This window comes from Mycoplana ramosa, assembly GCF_041930185.1.
GTDB lineage: Bacteria > Pseudomonadota > Alphaproteobacteria > Rhizobiales > Rhizobiaceae > Mycoplana > Mycoplana ramosa.
The window spans coordinates 204,547-221,132 of the sequence record NZ_JBHEEW010000006.1; the positions used below are offsets into that span (position 1 = coordinate 204,547).

12 protein-coding genes are annotated in these 16,586 nt (G+C 63.5%); 8 read left to right on the forward strand and 4 right to left on the reverse strand.

Annotation, left to right across the window (positions count from 1 at the left end):
* Position 1 precedes the first annotated feature (1 nt).
* The 5 genes from JNC62_RS09845 to JNC62_RS09865 all read left to right on the forward strand — a co-directional run bounded on the left by JNC62_RS09845 (position 2) and on the right by JNC62_RS09865 (position 6,346).
* A complete protein-coding gene (locus JNC62_RS09845; RefSeq protein WP_374838256.1) occupies positions 2–1,645 on the forward strand; it encodes a Na/Pi cotransporter family protein in 1,644 nt (547 codons plus the stop codon).
* A gap of 74 nt (positions 1,646–1,719) precedes the next feature.
* The gene (glmU, locus tag JNC62_RS09850; RefSeq protein WP_374838258.1) at positions 1,720–3,099 is read left to right on the forward strand and encodes a bifunctional UDP-N-acetylglucosamine diphosphorylase/glucosamine-1-phosphate N-acetyltransferase GlmU; all 1,380 of its coding nucleotides are present in this window, start codon (positions 1,720–1,722) and stop codon (positions 3,097–3,099) included.
* Positions 3,100–3,306: 207 nt separating this feature from the next.
* Positions 3,307–5,133: a glutamine--fructose-6-phosphate transaminase (isomerizing) gene (gene glmS / locus JNC62_RS09855; protein WP_374838260.1), complete on the forward strand. Its 1,827-nt coding sequence runs from the start codon at positions 3,307–3,309 to the stop codon at positions 5,131–5,133.
* Positions 5,130–5,624, forward strand: coding sequence for a GNAT family N-acetyltransferase (locus JNC62_RS09860; protein ID WP_374838262.1), 495 nt, complete (start codon positions 5,130–5,132; stop codon positions 5,622–5,624). The genes glmS and JNC62_RS09860 overlap by 4 nt, the downstream gene beginning before the upstream one ends.
* Positions 5,625–5,647: 23 nt before the next feature.
* Positions 5,648–6,346: a DUF502 domain-containing protein gene (locus JNC62_RS09865; protein ID WP_374838264.1), complete on the forward strand. Its 699-nt coding sequence runs from the start codon at positions 5,648–5,650 to the stop codon at positions 6,344–6,346.
* Positions 6,347–6,352: 6 nt separating this feature from the next.
* On the opposite strand, the gene recG is transcribed toward JNC62_RS09865, so the two are convergent.
* Entirely contained in the window at positions 6,353–8,458 is a 2,106-nt protein-coding gene (recG, locus tag JNC62_RS09870; RefSeq protein ID WP_374838266.1) for an ATP-dependent DNA helicase RecG, read from the reverse strand.
* 169 nt (positions 8,459–8,627) lie between these two features.
* On the opposite strand from recG, the gene JNC62_RS09875 reads away from it, so the two are divergent.
* Together JNC62_RS09875 and mfd are read left to right on the forward strand one after the other, a co-directional pair.
* A complete protein-coding gene (locus tag JNC62_RS09875; RefSeq protein ID WP_374838268.1) occupies positions 8,628–8,945 on the forward strand; it encodes an FAD assembly factor SdhE in 318 nt (105 codons plus the stop codon).
* Positions 8,942–12,451: a transcription-repair coupling factor gene (mfd, locus tag JNC62_RS09880; RefSeq protein ID WP_374838269.1), complete on the forward strand. Its 3,510-nt coding sequence runs from the start codon at positions 8,942–8,944 to the stop codon at positions 12,449–12,451. Before JNC62_RS09875 ends, mfd begins: the two co-directional genes overlap by 4 nt.
* Before the next feature lie 255 nt (positions 12,452–12,706).
* On the opposite strand, the gene JNC62_RS09885 is transcribed toward mfd, so the two are convergent.
* The 3 genes from JNC62_RS09885 to JNC62_RS09895 form a co-directional block, all read right to left on the reverse strand.
* Positions 12,707–13,507, reverse strand: a complete 801-nt coding sequence (locus JNC62_RS09885) for a polysaccharide pyruvyl transferase family protein (RefSeq protein ID WP_374838271.1) — start codon at positions 13,505–13,507, stop codon at positions 12,707–12,709.
* Positions 13,504–14,268 (reverse strand): hypothetical protein, encoded by a 765-nt coding sequence (locus JNC62_RS09890; RefSeq protein WP_374838273.1) that lies wholly within the window; start codon positions 14,266–14,268, stop codon positions 13,504–13,506. Before JNC62_RS09890 ends, JNC62_RS09885 begins: the two co-directional genes overlap by 4 nt.
* A 307-nt stretch (positions 14,269–14,575) precedes the next feature.
* The gene (locus tag JNC62_RS09895; RefSeq protein WP_374838275.1) at positions 14,576–15,349 is read right to left on the reverse strand and encodes a helix-turn-helix transcriptional regulator; all 774 of its coding nucleotides are present in this window, start codon (positions 15,347–15,349) and stop codon (positions 14,576–14,578) included.
* Between the two features lie 90 nt (positions 15,350–15,439).
* Between JNC62_RS09895 and JNC62_RS09900 the strand changes: the two genes are divergently transcribed.
* A complete protein-coding gene (locus tag JNC62_RS09900) occupies positions 15,440–16,534 on the forward strand; it encodes an ABC transporter ATP-binding protein (RefSeq protein ID WP_374838277.1) in 1,095 nt (364 codons plus the stop codon).
* Positions 16,535–16,586: the final 52 nt, after the last annotated feature.

The following is a 16,586-nucleotide window of genomic DNA, read 5'->3' on the forward strand; positions in this document are numbered from 1 at the left end:
CATGGAATCGACCATAGTGACGATCAACCTGTTCGGTGCGGTGGCGCTGCTGCTGTTTGGTCTGGCGCAGGTCAAGGACGGCGTGACTCGTGCCTTCGGCGGACGCCTGCGCAAGGGGTTGGCGCTTGGTACCGGCGGACCCTTTCGCGCGTTCGTCGCGGGCTTCCTGTCGACAATCGCCCTGCAAAGCTCCACCGCGACCGCGCTGATGACGGCTTCCTTCGTCGAGAAGAACCTCATCCGCTCACGCATGGCGCAGATCGTGCTGTTGGGGGCAAATGTCGGGACGGCGGTCACAGCCTGGATCGTCGCGACCGGCATCGAGTGGGTCTCGCCACTGGTGATCCTGATCGGGTTCGTCCTTTACCGCTCGCGCTCGACGTTTCGGCAAGGGGCGGGCGCCGCCCTGGTGGGCGTTGGCCTGATGTTGCTGTCGCTGCATCTTCTGAGCCTGGCGACCGAACCGATGCGCGCATCCCCCGCGCTGGCCGCGTTTCTTGCCCTGCTCGATGGCGCCTGGCCCGTGGCGCTGGTCTTCTCGACCGCGCTTGCCTTTGTATCCTCCTCCAGCCTTGCGGTCGTCGTGCTGATTCTGTCCTTGACGACCATGGGCATCCTCTCGCCGGCCCTGACCGTTGTTCTGGTGCTCGGCGCCAACCTCGGCGGTGCGATTCCGCCCGTGATCGCAACACTGCGGCTGCCGGCGCCAGCGCGGCGCGTAACGATCGGCAACCTCCTTGTGCGGGCGATCGGCTGCCTGATCGCCCTGCCGTTCGCAGGGATGGCGGCCGACGCGCTTGCCCATCTGCCGTTGCCGGCGACGAAATTGCCGGTCGACGCCCATCTTGCCTTCAACATCGTCGTTGCCCTGATCTTCTGGCCGCTTTCGCCCATTCTGGCGCGCATGATGGAGCGCCTGGTGCCCGACGACCCGATGGCGGAAACGGGACCGCAGCATCTTGACGAAACAGCGTTTGCCACCCCTGTCGTGGCGTTGTCGGGGGCTACCCGGGAGGTTCTGCGCGTCGGCGACCTGATCGAGACGATGCTGATTCACACGATGAAGGCGTTCGAGGACAACAATTCTGCCGAGCTCGAAAAGATCGGCCGGCTTGAAAAGCAGGTCGACGAGTTGCAACAGGCGATCAAAATCTACCTGTCTCGCCTCGGTCGCCAGGGATTGAACGAAGAGAACGCGGCACGGTCGATCGTCATCATCGACTATGCGATCAACCTTGAGCATGTTGGCGACATCATCGAGAAGGGGCTGCAGGAGCAGGTGCGCAAGAAGATCGTCAACGGGCTGCGCTTCTCCGCCGATGGTTATGCCGAGCTGACCGGACTGTTCAACCTGACGATCGACAACCTGCGCATCGCCCAGACGATCCTTGTCACGCGCGATTTCGGGTTGGCTCGGCAGCTCGTCGAGGTGAAGGTCGCGGTGCGGCACCTGGAGAAGGAGTCGGCGGAGCGCCACCTTGCCCGTCTTCGCGATGGTCGTCTGGAGAGCCTGCAGACCAGTTCCCTACACCTGGACATGCTGCGCGACCTCAAACGCATCAACGCGCATCTGGTTTCGGTCGCCTATCCCATTCTCGACGAGAGCGGGCTACTGGTGGAAAGCCGATTGCGAAACAGCGAGTAGCGAAAAGTCCTTTGTCTGTTTATGGGTGCCGATGCCAACCGGCCGCATCCGACACGAGTGAAACGAGGAGCACAATGCGCAAGGACGAGACGACACGCAGTTGCCTGGCTGTCATACTGGCCGCGGGGGAAAGCACCCGCATGAAATCGTCCCTGTCGAAGGTGCTGCATCCGATCGGCAACCGCGCCATGATTGCCCATGTGGTCGATGCGCTGGCCGGGGCAGGGATCACCGAGGTGGCCCTTGTTCTTGGCCGTGACGCCGAGAAGGTCGAAGCAGCCGCGCGAAATCCGCACGTCCGTGCCGAGACCTATATCCAGAACGAACGGTTGGGGACGGCGCACGCGGTCCTTGCCGCGCGCGCGGCGATCGAAAAGGGCTATGATGACGTGCTTGTGGTGTTTGGTGACACGCCGCTTCTGACGCCGGTTCCGCTTCAGGCGGCGCGGGCCGGGCTCGCGGCGGGCAGCGACGTCGTCGTCGTGGGCTTCAATGCCGCCGACCCCTTCGGCTACGGCCGCCTGATCGTCGATAATGGCGAACTGCTAGCGATTCGCGAAGAGAAGGACGCGTCGGTCGAAGAGCGGGCGATCACCTATTGCAACGGCGGCCTGATGGCGATCGACGGCCGCAAGGCGCTGGCGCTGATCGACAGGATCGGCAACGCCAACGTCAAGGGCGAGTATTATCTGACCGACATCGTCGAGGTCGCGCGCGCTTCCGGCGGGCGCGCGACGGCCGTCGAGGCGCCCGAGGAGGAACTGACCGGCTGCAACACCCGCGCCGAGCTCGCCTTCATCGAGCGGCTCTGGCAGCAGCGCAGGCGCACGGAAATGATGCTATCCGGCGTCTCCATGATCGCCCCGGAGACCGTGTTCCTGTCCCACGACACCCGGATCGGTCGCGATGTCACGATCGAGCCGAACGTCGTTTTCGGTCCGGGTGTGACGGTGGAGAGCGGTGCCGTGATCCACGCCTTTTCGCACCTGGAAGGTGCCCATGTCGGCGCAGGGGCGACCGTTGGCCCGTTCGTACGGTTGCGGCCGGGCGCCAATCTCGGCGCCGAGGCGAAGGTTGGCAATTTCTGCGAGGTGAAGAAGGCGGAGATCGGCGCCGGTGCCAAGGTGAATCACCTGACCTACATCGGCGACGCGTTCATCGGCGCAGGCAGCAACATCGGCGCGGGCACGATCACCTGCAACTATGACGGCATCAACAAGCACGAGACCCGCATCGGGGCACACGCGTTCATCGGGTCGAATTCGGCCCTTGTCGCACCCGTCACCATTGGCGACGGGGCCTATGTCGCCTCGGGCAGCGTGATCACCCAGGACGTGCCCGACGACGCCGTCGCCTTCGGCCGTGCCCGGCAGGAAAACAAGCCGGAGCGGGCCAAGGTCATCCGCGAACGCAACGCGGCGATCAAGGCGGCCAAGAAGAAGGCCGCCGAGTAGGTGGCCAACGGCGTTAACGACTGAAACCGAATGTGAGCGCGAACCCATTGCGCTTACTGCAAAAATCGCTACCTGAATGCGGCAGTTTCCACTGCATATCTCCAAAAGGCGGAATCGATTTTCGTTGCGGAATGTGCGCCGAATCAAAGCGCCGGCCATCCATTGCTCGTCCAAGGATCGGCGCGGAGTCCAGAACGGAGTGATTTCATGTGCGGTATTGTCGGCATCGTCGGTAGCGAGCCCGTTGCCGGGCGGCTTGTCGAGGCGCTCAAGCGCCTTGAATACCGCGGCTACGATTCAGCCGGGGTGGCCACCATCAGGGATGGACGGCTCGCGCGCAGGCGGGCCGAGGGCAAGCTCGTCAACCTCGAGGCGCGGCTTGCAGCCGAGCCGCTTGCCGGCACGATCGGCATCGCGCATACCCGCTGGGCCACGCACGGCGCGCCGACCGAGGCCAATGCCCACCCGCATTTCACCGACGGGATCGCCGTCGTGCACAACGGCATCATCGAGAATTTTTCCGAGATCAAGGACGAACTGATCGGGGCCGGCGCGCAGTTCGTGACGCAGACCGACACCGAGGTGGTCGCCCAGTTGCTGGCGCGGTTGCGCCGGGAGGGTCATGGCCGGCGGGACGCCATGCTGGCGATGCTTCGCCGCTTGACGGGCGCCTATGCGCTGGCGGTGATGTTCGAGGACGATCCGTCGACGATCATGGTCGCCCGCAATGGCCCGCCGCTTGCGATCGGGCATGGCCAGGGCGAGATGTTCCTCGGCTCGGACGCGATCGCGCTAGCACCCTTCACCTCCGAGATCACCTACCTCGTCGACGGCGACTGGGCGGTGGTTGGCCGGAACGGCGCGCATATCTTCGATCTCGACGGGAATCCGGTCGAGCGCCGCCGTCAGGTCTCAAATGCTAGCGCCTATATGATCGACAAGGGCAATCATCGCCATTTCATGGAAAAGGAGATCCATGAGCAGTCGGAAGTGGTGTCGCATACGCTGAGCCACTATATCGATTTCATCGACGGAAAGGTGAAGAAACCAGCCGAGTCGATTGATTTCGCATCTTTATCCGGTCTTGCGCTGTCGGCGTGCGGAACGGCCTATCTCGCAGGTCTGGTCGGAAAATACTGGTTCGAGCGCCTGGCCCGCCTGCCGGTCGAGATCGATGTCGCCTCCGAGTTCCGCTACCGGGAGATCCCGCTCAATCCGCAGTCCGCGGCACTGTTCATCTCGCAGTCGGGCGAGACGGCCGACACGCTGGCGTCGTTGCGCTATTGCCGCGATGCCGGGCTGAAGATTGGGGCGATCGTCAACGCGCCGGAGTCGACTATCGCCCGGGAAGCGGATGTCGTTTTCCCGACGCTCGCCGGGCCGGAAATCGGCGTCGCCTCGACCAAGGCCTTCACCTGCCAGCTCGCGGTCCTTGCGTCATTGGCGATCCAGGCGGGTCGCGCGCGGGGCACACTGAGCGAAGCGGAAGAAGCCGCCCTGGTCCGCAGCCTTTCCGAGACGCCGCGCCTGATGGCGAACGTGCTCAACACGATCCAGCCTGCAATCGAGCTTCTGGCGCGCGAACTGTCCAAATGCCGGGACGTGCTGTATCTCGGGCGCGGCACGAGCTATCCGCTGGCGATGGAAGGCGCGTTGAAGCTCAAGGAAATCTCCTACATCCATGCCGAGGGCTACGCGGCCGGTGAGTTGAAGCACGGTCCGATCGCGCTGATCGACGAGAACATGCCGGTGATCGTCATCGCACCGTTCGACCGTTTCTTCGAGAAGACCGTGTCCAACATGCAGGAAGTGGCGGCGCGGGGCGGGCGGATCATCTTCATCACCGACGAGCGCGGCGCGGCGGCGACCAAGCTCGAAACCATGGCGACGATCGTGCTGCCTTCGGTGGACGAGATCATCGCGCCGATGATCTTCTCCCTGCCGATCCAACTGATCGCCTATCACACCGCCGTCTTCATGGGCACGGACGTCGACCAACCCCGTAACCTGGCGAAATCGGTGACGGTCGAGTGATCATCCGTGACGAAACCGCGGCTGACGTCGACGCGATCCGCGCGTTGACGGCAGTCGCATTTGCCGACATGCCCTACAGCGATGGCTCGGAGCCCGCGATCATCGATCGGTTGCGGGAAGCGGGCGCTTTGACGCTTTCGCTGGTGGCTGGAGATCAAGGCCAGGTTGTCGGCCACGTCGCGTTTTCGCCGGTGACGATCGTCGGCGAAGCGGAGGGCTGGTACGGACTCGGCCCGATTTCCGTGCTGCCGGCTTGCCAGGGTCAAGGGATTGGCAGCGCGCTCGTCATCGAAGGTTTGAAACGGCTGCGAGGGCTCGACGCCAAGGGCTGTGTGCTCGCCGGCAATCCGGCCTACTACGGCCGCTTCGGCTTTTCGGTCGATCCCGCCTTCACATGCGCGGGAATCCCGCCGGAGTATTTCATGCGCCTGGCGTTTTCGTCGGTTTACGCGGGCGGAACGGTTGCCTATCATCCGGCTTTCTACGGCTGAGAGAAAAGCAGCGCTGGATCGCGATGACCGAGATCGTACCCCGACTTTCCGTGGCCACGCGGCTCCGCAACAACTTTCTGACCGGGCTGGTCATCTGCGCGCCGATTGCGATCACGATTTGGCTGACATGGGCTTTCATCGACTGGGCGGACAGCTGGGTAAAGCCCTACATCCCCAACCGCTACAACCCTGAAAGCTATTTCCAGTTCGCCATTCCCGGCTTTGGCCTGCTGATCGCGCTGGTCGTGATCACGCTTGTCGGCTTTCTCGGCAAGAACCTCATCGGCCGCTCGATCGTCAACTTCGGCGAATCGATCCTCAACGGCACGCCGCTGGTGCGCACGGTCTACAAGAGCCTGAAGCAGATCTTCGAATCGGTGCTGAAGGAGAAGGGGACGTCCTTCAACAAGGCCGGGTTGATCGAGTACCCGAGCGCCGGGCTGTGGTCGATCGTCTTCATCGCCACCGACGCCAAGGGCGAGATGAAGTCGAAGTTCGAAGCGATGGGGCGCGACATGGTCGCCTGCTTCCTGCCGCCGACGCCGTTTCCGACCGCCGGCTACCTCGTTTTCGTGCCGCGCGAAAAGATCGTGCCGCTCGACATGAGTGCCGAGGATGCGGCGAAGCTGATCATCTCGGTCGGCCTCGTCACGCCGCCGGACCGGCTTGTCGCGCCACCGACGCCGCTTGCAGCCAAGTTGAAGCAGAAATTCAAGAAGTGAGGAGGCTCAGCCGGCGCGCAGGAACCGGATCGCCTCGTCGCGCCGGTAGAGATAGAGCAGCGTGCGCAGCGCGTTGCCGCGTTCGGAGGTAAGGTCCGGGTCCTTTTCCAGTGCGTAGGCGGCGTCTTTCCGGGCGATCTCCAAAAGATCGCCATGGGCTTCGAGGCTGGCAAGGAGAAATCCCGGCGTGCCCGACTGGCGCGTGCCGAGCAATTCCCCCTCGCCACGCAACTTCAGGTCTTCTTCGGCGATCCGGAAGCCGTCCTCGGTCTCGCGCAGGATGGCCAGCCGCGCCCGGCCGTTTTCGCTGAGCGGCCCCTTGTAGAGCAGGATGCAGGTGGAAGCGCTGTCGCCGCGCCCGACGCGGCCGCGCAACTGGTGCAACTGGGCCAGCCCGAAGCGTTCGGCATGCTCGATCACCATGATCGTCGCGTCCGGCACGTCGACGCCGACCTCGACGACCGTGGTGGCGACGAGCAGGCGCGTCGCGCCGTTCTTGAAGGCGAGCATCGCCTCGTCCTTCTGCGGCCCGGTCATGCGGCCGTGGACGAGACCGGCCATGTCGCCGAAGACACGCGCGAGCGTCTCATGGCGCTCCTCGACCGACATCAGGTCTGATTCCTCGGTCTCCTCGACCAGCGGGCAGATCCAGTAGGCCTTCTTGCCCTCGGCAATGGCGGTGCGAAGGCGTTCGACGATCTCGCCTGTTCGTTCCTGCGGCATGACGACGGTCTGGATCGGCTTGCGGCCGGCGGGCTTCTCGGTGAGCTTGGAGACATCCATGTCGCCGAAGGCGGCCAGCACGAGCGTGCGCGGGATCGGTGTCGCCGTCATCACCAGCATGTGCGGCGAAATCCCCTTGGCCGTCAGCCGCAGTCGCTGGTGCACGCCGAAGCGGTGCTGTTCGTCGACCACGGCAAGGGCGAGGTCGCGGTAGGTCACATCGTCCTGGAAGAGCGCATGCGTGCCGATGACGATGCTGGTTTCGCCGGAAGCAATCCGTTCCAGGATCTGGTCGCGTTCGCGGCCCTTCGTCCGGCCTGTCAACACGGCAATGGTGATGCCTGCCGGCTCGGCCATGCGAGACAGCGTCGCATGATGCTGGCGGGCAAGGATTTCGGTCGGCGCCATCAGCACGGCCTGTCCGCCCGCCTCGACGGCTGCAAGCATCGCCATCAGGGCGACCGCCGTCTTTCCCGAACCGACGTCGCCCTGGAGCAGGCGAAGCATGCGCTGGTCGGTTGCCATGTCCTTCAAGATGTCATCGACCGCGGCAGACTGGCTACCGGTGAGCGCGAAGGGGAGTGCCGCCTGCACCAGGCGGCTCAGATTACCGGTGGCGATCACCGGCCGGCCGGCGAGGCGACGCAGGGTCTGCCTAACGAGTGCGAGCGAGAGTTGGCCGGCGAGGAATTCGTCATAGGCGAGGCGCCGGCGGGCGGGCGCCTGCAGGTCGATATCCGCCGCGTCGCGTGGATGGTGCAGGGCTATGAACGCATCCGACGCACTCGCGAAGCCTTGGCGCGCAAGCAGGGCGCCATCGATCCACTCCGGCAGGGCGGGAATGCGCGACACGGCCGCTTCGACCACCTTGCGCAGGGTCCGGGGCGACAGGCCGGCCGTCAGCCCGTAGACCGGCTCGACCATCGGCATCGCCTCCGCCTCGCTGGCCTTGACCATGAAATCCGGGTGGACCATCGAGGCGCGGCCGTTGAACCAGTCCACCTTGCCGCTGACGATCACCTGCTCGTCCACCGGCAGCGCCTTCGCCAGCCAGTCGCCCTTGGCGCGGAAGAAGGTCAGCGCCAGTTCCCCGGTATCGTCGTGCAGGAAGACTCGGTAGGGCACGTTCGACTTGCCGCGCGGTGGCGGCTGGTGACGATCGACGCGACCGGAAATCGTCACGATCGCCCCTTGCGGTGCATGGGCGATTCCCGGCTGATGGCGCCGGTCGATCAGGCTGTGCGGCGTATGAAAGACGAGATCGATGACCCGGCAGTCGTCGATGCTTTCCTGGCCGAGCAGCTTTGCGAACAATTCGCCGGTCTTCGGCCCGATGCCGGGCAGGGAGGATAGGGAGGCGAAAAGGGGATCGAGCAGGGCGGGGCGCATGGTAACAAGATGCCCCGGAGAATCGCCGCTTGGCAAGCTGACAATCCGGTTTCGAGCGTCTATAGAGACCGCGATGGTCGCCGCCGCTAGCCGGCCGGCTCCAGTCGCCACCATGGCGCTGATCCCTTTGGACGGGCGCAGCGATCCGAATGCGGGAAAGACAACGGACATGACCGGCAGCACACGCTCCAGCGCAGACATCGAACCGCGCCGCAAGCGCATTCTCTTCCGGTGCTGGCATCGCGGGATCCGTGAGATGGACCTGGTGCTGGGCGCGTTTGCCGACGCCGAGATCACCACGCTTTCCGATGCCGAACTCGACGAGCTGGAAGCGATCATGGCCGAGGACGATGCGGATCTGGTGAAATGGGTGACGGGTGAACGGCCGGTGCCGGAACGGTTTCGGACCGGACTGTTTCCGCGCATCTGCGCGTTCACGCCGGACTTCTCGCCAGTGACGGCAGAAAGCCTCGGGAAGCCGCGATGATCCCGGGCCTCGACACCGCTGCCCTTGCCGCGATCGGCCAGTCCGCCACCATCGGCGCGGTGCCGAGTGGCGCCGAGCCGCTCATCCTAGCCGAGCTGGCGCGGGAACTCGGTCCCGTCGCCTATGTCATGTCCGACGGACAGCGCGTCGGCGACATGGAGCAGATGCTGGGCTTTGCCGCTCCCGACATTCCCGTGCTCACGCTGCCCGGCTGGGACTGCCTGCCCTATGACCGCGTTTCGCCGAGCGCCGACACCTCCGCGCGCCGGCTTTCTGCCCTCTCGGCGCTGATCGCCCACAGCAGGAAACCGCATCCGGCGATCGTGCTCGTCACCGTCAATGCGATGTTGCAGAAGATGGCTCCGCGCAAGGTCATCGGCAGCCTTGCCTTTTCCGCCCGTCCCGGCAATCAGGTGCGGATGGACGACCTGGCCGCCCGCCTCGAACAGAACGGGTTCGAGCGGGTCGCGACCGTGCGCGAGGTCGGCGAGTATGCCGTGCGTGGCGGCATTCTCGACGTCTTCGTCCCCGGCACCGAGGAACCGTTGCGTCTCGATTTCTTCGGCGACACGCTGGAGAGCATCCGTGCCTTCGATCCGGCCAGCCAGCGTTCGACGGGCCAGGCGAGAAGCCTCGACCTCAACCCTATGAGCGAGGTGACGCTGACGCCGGAGACGATCAGCCATTTCCGCACGCAATATCTTACCCTGTTTGGCGCCGCGACGCGCGACGACGTGCTTTACCAGGCGGTTTCCGAGGGCCGGCGCTATGCCGGCATGGAACACTGGCTGCCGCTGTTCTACGACCATCTGGAAACGGCTTTCGACTATCTTGCCGGCTTCCGCATCGTCACCGACCACACCGCGCGGGAAGCGGCGGCCGAGCGCTCCAAGCTCGTTCGCGACTATTACGAGGCGCGCCAGAATTCCGCCTCCGCCAAGGGGCAATTGGCGCAGGCTACGCCCTACAAGCCCGTCCCGCCCGGGCAGCTCTATCTCGATGACGAGCGCTTTTCCGCCCTTTTGAACGAGCACGATGCGATCCGGCTGTCGCCGTTCAACGAACATGAGGGCGAAGCGCGGCGGGTCTTTCCGATCGAAGCCCGCACCGGAGCGCGCTGGGCCAAGGCCGTCAAGGAGGGAGAGGCCGGCAACGACCGGGTGAACGTCTTCGACCAGGTGGTGAAGTACATCGCCGATCTGCGGTCTTTCGGCCGCAAGGTGCTCATCACCGGCTGGAGCGAGGGCTCGCTCGACCGCCTGATGCAGGTGCTTGCCGAGCATGGCCTCGGCAATGTCGTGGGCGTGTCCGATCTCGCTTCGCTGCGCAAGCTGAAGCCGGGCGAGGCGGGGTCGGCCGTGCTCAGCCTGGAAAACGGCTTCGAGGCCGGCGATCTCGTCTTCATTGGCGAGCAGGACATTCTCGGCGACCGCATGGTCCGCCGCTCGCGCCGCCGCAAGCGCGGCGCCGATTTCATCGCCGAGGTCGCGGGGCTGGACGAGGGCAGCATCGTTGTCCACGCCGAGCACGGCATCGGCCGTTTCGTCGGACTGCGCACGATCGAGGCGGCCGGCGCGCCGCATGCCTGCCTCGAATTGGTCTATGCCGACGACGCCAAGTTGTTCCTGCCGGTGGAGAACATCGACCTGCTGTCGCGCTACGGCGGCGAGGGGAGCGACGCGATTCTCGACAAGCTCGGCGGCGTCGCCTGGCAGGCGCGCAAGGCCAAGCTGAAAAAGCGCCTGCTGGAGATGGCGAACGGCCTGATCCAGATCGCCGCCGCCCGCCTCGTGCGCCATGCGCCGGTGCTGACCGCGCAGGACGGCGTCTATGACGAATTCGCCGCCCGTTTCCCCTATGACGAGACGGAGGATCAGGCCAATGCGATCGACGCCGTGCGCGAGGACCTTGGCGCGGGGCGGCCGATGGACCGGCTCGTCTGCGGCGATGTCGGCTTCGGCAAGACCGAGGTGGCGTTGCGGGCTGCCTTCATCGCGGCGATGAACGGCGTTCAGGTCGCGGTTGTCGTACCGACCACGCTGCTCGCTCGTCAGCACTTCAAGACCTTTTCGGACCGCTTCCGCGGCCTGCCGATCCGGATCCAGCAGGCCTCGCGCCTCGTCGGCTCCAAGGAGCTGGCGTTGACCAAGAAGGAGGTCGCCGACGGCAAGACCGACATCGTCGTCGGCACGCACGCGCTGCTCGGAAGCGGAATCAAGTTCGCTAATCTCGGCCTTCTGGTCATCGACGAGGAGCAGCACTTCGGCGTCAAGCACAAGGAGCGGCTGAAGGAGCTGAAGAGCGACGTGCATGTTCTGACGCTGTCGGCCACGCCGATCCCGCGCACGTTGCAGCTTGCCATGACCGGCGTGCGCGAGCTGTCGCTGATCACCACGCCGCCGGTCGACCGCATGGCGGTGCGCACCTTCATCTCGCCGTTTGATCCGCTGGTGATCCGCGAGACCCTGATGCGCGAGCACTATCGCGGCGGCCAGAGCTTCTACGTCTGCCCGCGCCTCAGTGACCTGGCGGAGATCCAGGAGTTCTTACAACAGGACGTGCCGGAGCTGAAGGTGGCGGTGGCGCACGGGCAGATGGCGGCGACCGAGCTGGAAGACATCATGAATGCCTTCTACGACGGACGCTATGACGTGCTGCTGTCGACGACGATCGTCGAGTCGGGGCTCGACGTGCCGACGGCGAACACGCTGATCGTGCACCGCGCCGACATGTTCGGGCTTGCCCAGCTCTACCAGTTGCGCGGCCGCGTCGGTCGCTCCAAGGTGCGCGCCTTCGCGCTCCTGACCCTGCCGGTGAACAAGAAGCTGACGGCCACGGCCGAGCGGCGGCTGAAGGTGCTGCAGTCGCTCGACACGCTCGGCGCCGGCTTCCAGCTCGCCAGCCACGACCTCGACATCCGCGGCGCCGGCAACCTGCTCGGCGAGGAGCAGTCCGGTCATATCAAGGAGGTCGGCTTCGAGCTGTACCAGCAGATGCTGGAAGAGGCCGTGGCTGAGATCAAGGGTGACGAGGAGATCGTCGATACCGGCTGGTCGCCGCAGATTTCCGTCGGCACGCCCGTGATGATCCCGGACGACTACGTGCCGGACCTGCACCTGCGGCTCGGACTTTACCGCCGGCTCGGCGAGATCACTGAACTGGCCGACATCGACGCCTTCGGCGCCGAACTGATCGACCGCTTCGGTCCGCTGCCGCTCGAGGTCCAGCACCTGCTGAAGATCGTCTACATCAAGTCGCTCTGCCGCATTGCGAACGTCGAGAAGCTCGATGCCGGCCCGAAGGGCGTCGTCATCCAGTTCCGCCACAAGGAATTCCCGAATCCGGCAGCACTGGTCGGCTACATCGCCAAGCAGGGATCGCTGGCGAAGATCCGCCCGGACCAGAGCCTGTTCCTGTCACGCGATCTTCCTACACCGGCGAAACGGTTGACCGGAGCCGCCCAACTGATGACGCAACTGGCGGCGCTGGCGAAACAGGTGAACTGAGGGGGCCGCATGCGAGCCGTGCGGACGTCGAGTCCGGCGCGTCTGTCAAACAACACTACGCTTTGGCTACGGACCAACAGGTACTTGCCGCAAGTTTCAGTGCAGCGTTCTGTGACAACGCGTATTGATGTGCGGCTTCAATCGAGCATGCGATTGCATCCGGTCGTTGTGGGGCCTTTCGCAGGTATTGCCACGAGCAGGCCATGGCGACTGCTCCTTACCCATCATAGCATTACTTGCTGCCGACACGCGATGCTAAGCAAACGGCATGGCTTGCAACAATTTGTCCTGAGTATCAGAAGATGGAACTACCGCGGCGGTAGGTTCGGGGAATCGATGAAGAATATCAGAGTATGAGATGGGGCCGGCGATTGGCTGCCCCCTGAATCCAATGTAATCTTGAAACTTAAAGCCATCCCCCTTGATCCGTCGATCACCCTCCATCCACACGGATGGAACGCCGTAAGCGTCCGCTACGATCAGTCCATGCAGGCTGCTCGATACTACGACATCGGATGACGCGATGTGCTCAGTTATCGTTTTTGGATCACCCAACAGGTCGATGATGCGCCAATTTTTGGGAAGAGAGGATGAGTGGCTGCGAACAAAGTCGGCATGGGTGATGAAATGCGGAATGACTGAAACTGCGGCCGTTGTCTTCGCGGGTTTCGGCCAAATGAGAGGCAAAAGAAGAGCGGGGTCCCCCATCGGTATGTTGAGAAGCCCAATCTTATCAAGGCTCAAAGGGCCGCGAACCGCATGAACGGTCAACCTTTGTGGCCAATATGCCATGCCTTTGCTATTCATGTAGCCGGAACCCCAGGCATGCAACGCACGCCAAGGCCGACGCCGGAGAGGGTTAACTCCCTTTCGCCTGTGATAGCTGTCCAATATGCTTCCGATGCCGATTAAATCGGCTCTGGCCATTTCTACGAATTGGGGATCGATATTAAACAGTTCTCGTAACAGCGGAGACATCAGGTTGTCACCGTAGTTCTCTGGCTGGTCACCGAATTGGGCACCAGTGGACGCGGCATATACTTTGATCGTCCTCATGGGGCCTCGGTCCAAACGGATTGCCAGTTGTCGTATTGCTTGTTTATGTTCCGGTCACCACGCCAATCTCGCCCAATGTCTAATATCGGGTAGTTCGGAGCGTCGCCGAGCACCAAACTGCGAAAATCTGCCACATAGCGTTCAAGCGCCGGATTGACGCTTTTGTAGAACTGTTTCTCCGGATCAAATCGATCGTCCATGATCTCGGCGCAGCGTCGTGCGAATGGTCCCCGGAGAAATCCGGGAGACGTGGTGAAGATCGACATCCGCGCCGATTTAAGGGGAGTTTTCATTCCAAAAATGGTTAAACGTTTTCTTCCATACGCATATGGGCCTTTTTCCCCGATGGGCCAGCGCTTATCGGCATGGTTGAAACAAATCTGAGCCAAGCGATCATCTCGATGAAACGCGGCCAGATCCGCCGGTCCGATGGCGTGCTGAAGAACCCAATCATCTTCGAGGTGCAACGCCAGAGGTGCTTTAATCTTCGACCAATTCCTGCGCACTGCCGCAGTGAAACCTGCCTTGTCCGGCGTTGAGATTTCCGCATTAGGAAAAAGATCATTGATTATATCGACGCAACTTTTTTGGTCGGCTTCATCACCAAATATCGGGTCGATATTCGCGATAAATCTCTGGATTTTGAAGTTCTGAAAAAGCTGCTTGTTGAAGCTGCCCAGGGTCCTCAAAAGGAGATCGGGTCGCCTACCTGCTATCAGGCAGACATCGATTTCTAAAACGTCACGCACAAGAATATTCAACAGTTCTTTCCTGCCCTGCCGGCCGTCGATCGATATACCCATCTGCCTGAGCAGGCGCAAGAGCTGAAGGTCTAGGGATCCGAGCCGTTCGCGCCTCCGCGTTCAGCGGCAGCCGCACACTGGTCGGCTACATCGCCAAGCAGGGATCGCTGGCGAAGATCCGCCCGGACCAGAGCCTGTTCCTGTCACGCGATCTTCCTGCACCGGCGAAACGGTTGACCGGAGCCGCCCAACTGATGACGCAACTGGCGGCGCTGGCGAAACAGGTGAACTGAGTGCCACAAGACCACCCACGGCGATCGCGCCGTCAGTGCGTGACGCCGGCCATGAAGCGGGCGAACAGCTCGCGCTGCGAGGAAATGCCAAGCTTGGCGTAGATATTGCGGCGGTGGATGCGCACGGTTCCGCTCGCGACTTTCAGCGCCTGGCCGGTGGCTTCGGCCGAGTACCCCTTGAGGATGAAGCCGACGATCTCGCGCTCGCGCGGGGTCAGGCGATCGAGCCCCTCTCCGGTTAGTTCCGGGCGGCTGATCGTCTGCGCGGTGAACTCCTTTGCAAGGCCGCTCCATTGCCGACGCATCAGGGCCGTGACGACGGGCGCGACCGCGGTGAGGCGCTGAAATTCGGCGCGGCTGAACACCTTCTCCTGACGCATCAGCGACAGCACCACGTGGCATTCGCCGGGCATTTCGGCGAAATAGCCGATCTCCTCGGCGATTTGGGTGCGCTGGTAATAGGTGCGGAAATACTCACCCTGATAGAAGCGGTCCGGTGCCAGCGTCTTCAGCCGATACAGCCCGGGCGGCACCGGGCGCACCGCGCTCTGGCAGAACGGGTCGAGGAGATAGGGGCCCTCCTGATAGTCGGCGACGAACAGCCGGCGCCGATCCTCCGGAAAAGTGTCAAAGATGTCGATCGGTTTGCTTTCCCCGCAGTATCCGAAGACCACCGTGAAGGAAAAAGGCACGATCGCCTGCAGCCAGGCCGTGAGCGCCGGGCAGAAGCCGGTCTGGCCGATCAGGTCGATGACGGTGCCCAGTTCCGCCGCATGGAGGGAGCTCTGCCGTGAAACAGGCGTCATGACGCGAACTATGCCTTTTGTGATATATACAGTTTTGAAAGAGTTTCCTACGTTTTCCCGCAAGTCAAGCAATAGTAGCCGAAGTCGAGCATGGTGAATCAGACAATTGCCGAGCTGCGGAACGTGACCAAGCGTTTCGGAGCGGTGACCGCTGCGGAAGGCCTGGATCTGGCGATCTTCCAGGGCGAGTTCCTTTCCTTCCTCGGCCCTTCGGGGTGCGGGAAGACCACGGCTTTGCGCATGCTCGCAGGCTTTGAGCAGGCGAGCGAGGGTGATGTCCTGATCGACGGAACAGTCGTCAACCGCGTCCCGCCCTATCAGCGCCCGGTCAACATGGTGTTCCAGCAGTACGCGCTCTTCCCGCATATGGACGTAGCGCGCAACGTCGCCTACGGGCTGAACCAGCGCCGGCCGCGCCTTGCCCGGGCCGATATCGCCGCCAAGGTGGCGCGCGCGCTCGATATGGTGCGCCTGCCCGGCTTCGCCGACCGGCGGATCTGGGAAATGTCGGGCGGCCAGCAACAGCGCGTGGCGCTGGCGCGGGCGATCGTCAACGAGCCGAAGATCCTGCTTCTCGACGAGCCGATGGCGGCGCTCGACAAGAAGCTGCGCCACGACATGCAGATCGAGTTGAAATCGCTGCAGCGGGAACTGGGCATCACCTTCGTGCTCGTCACCCACGACCAGGAGGAGGCGCTGTCGATGTCGGATCGCGTCTGCATCATGCACCGGGGCCGGATCGCCCAGATCGGCACGCCGGAAGAACTCTACGACCAGCCGCAGAACCGCTATGTCGCCGACTTCATCGGCCGGTCGAACTTCATTTCGGCGCGTGCCTTAGGGCGTGACGGCGAACGGCTGGTTGCCGAAGGGCCGGGCGGCCTGCGCTTCGTTGCGCGCGCGGCGGAGAAGACAGCGGGCGAGGGGGCCGTGACGCTGTCGCTGCGCCCGGAGGAGATCCGCGTCGCGCCGGACGGCGTGGCAGCCCAGGGGCACGAGATGCAGGTGATGCACCGCATCTTCCTCGGCGAGCACGTCGAATATCATTTGCGTTCCAAAGCGCTGGACCACCTGATCGCGGTGGTGCCGCGCTCGACCGACATTGCCGAGGGCACCCCCGGCGTCGGCGTGACCGTTCGCGTTTCCTGGCGCGACGGCGCCGCGCTCGCGCTGGCGGAAGACTGATTTCGTGCGGCGGGTGCGTTGAGCGCCCGGCACCCGTTTGACTACGTCGACA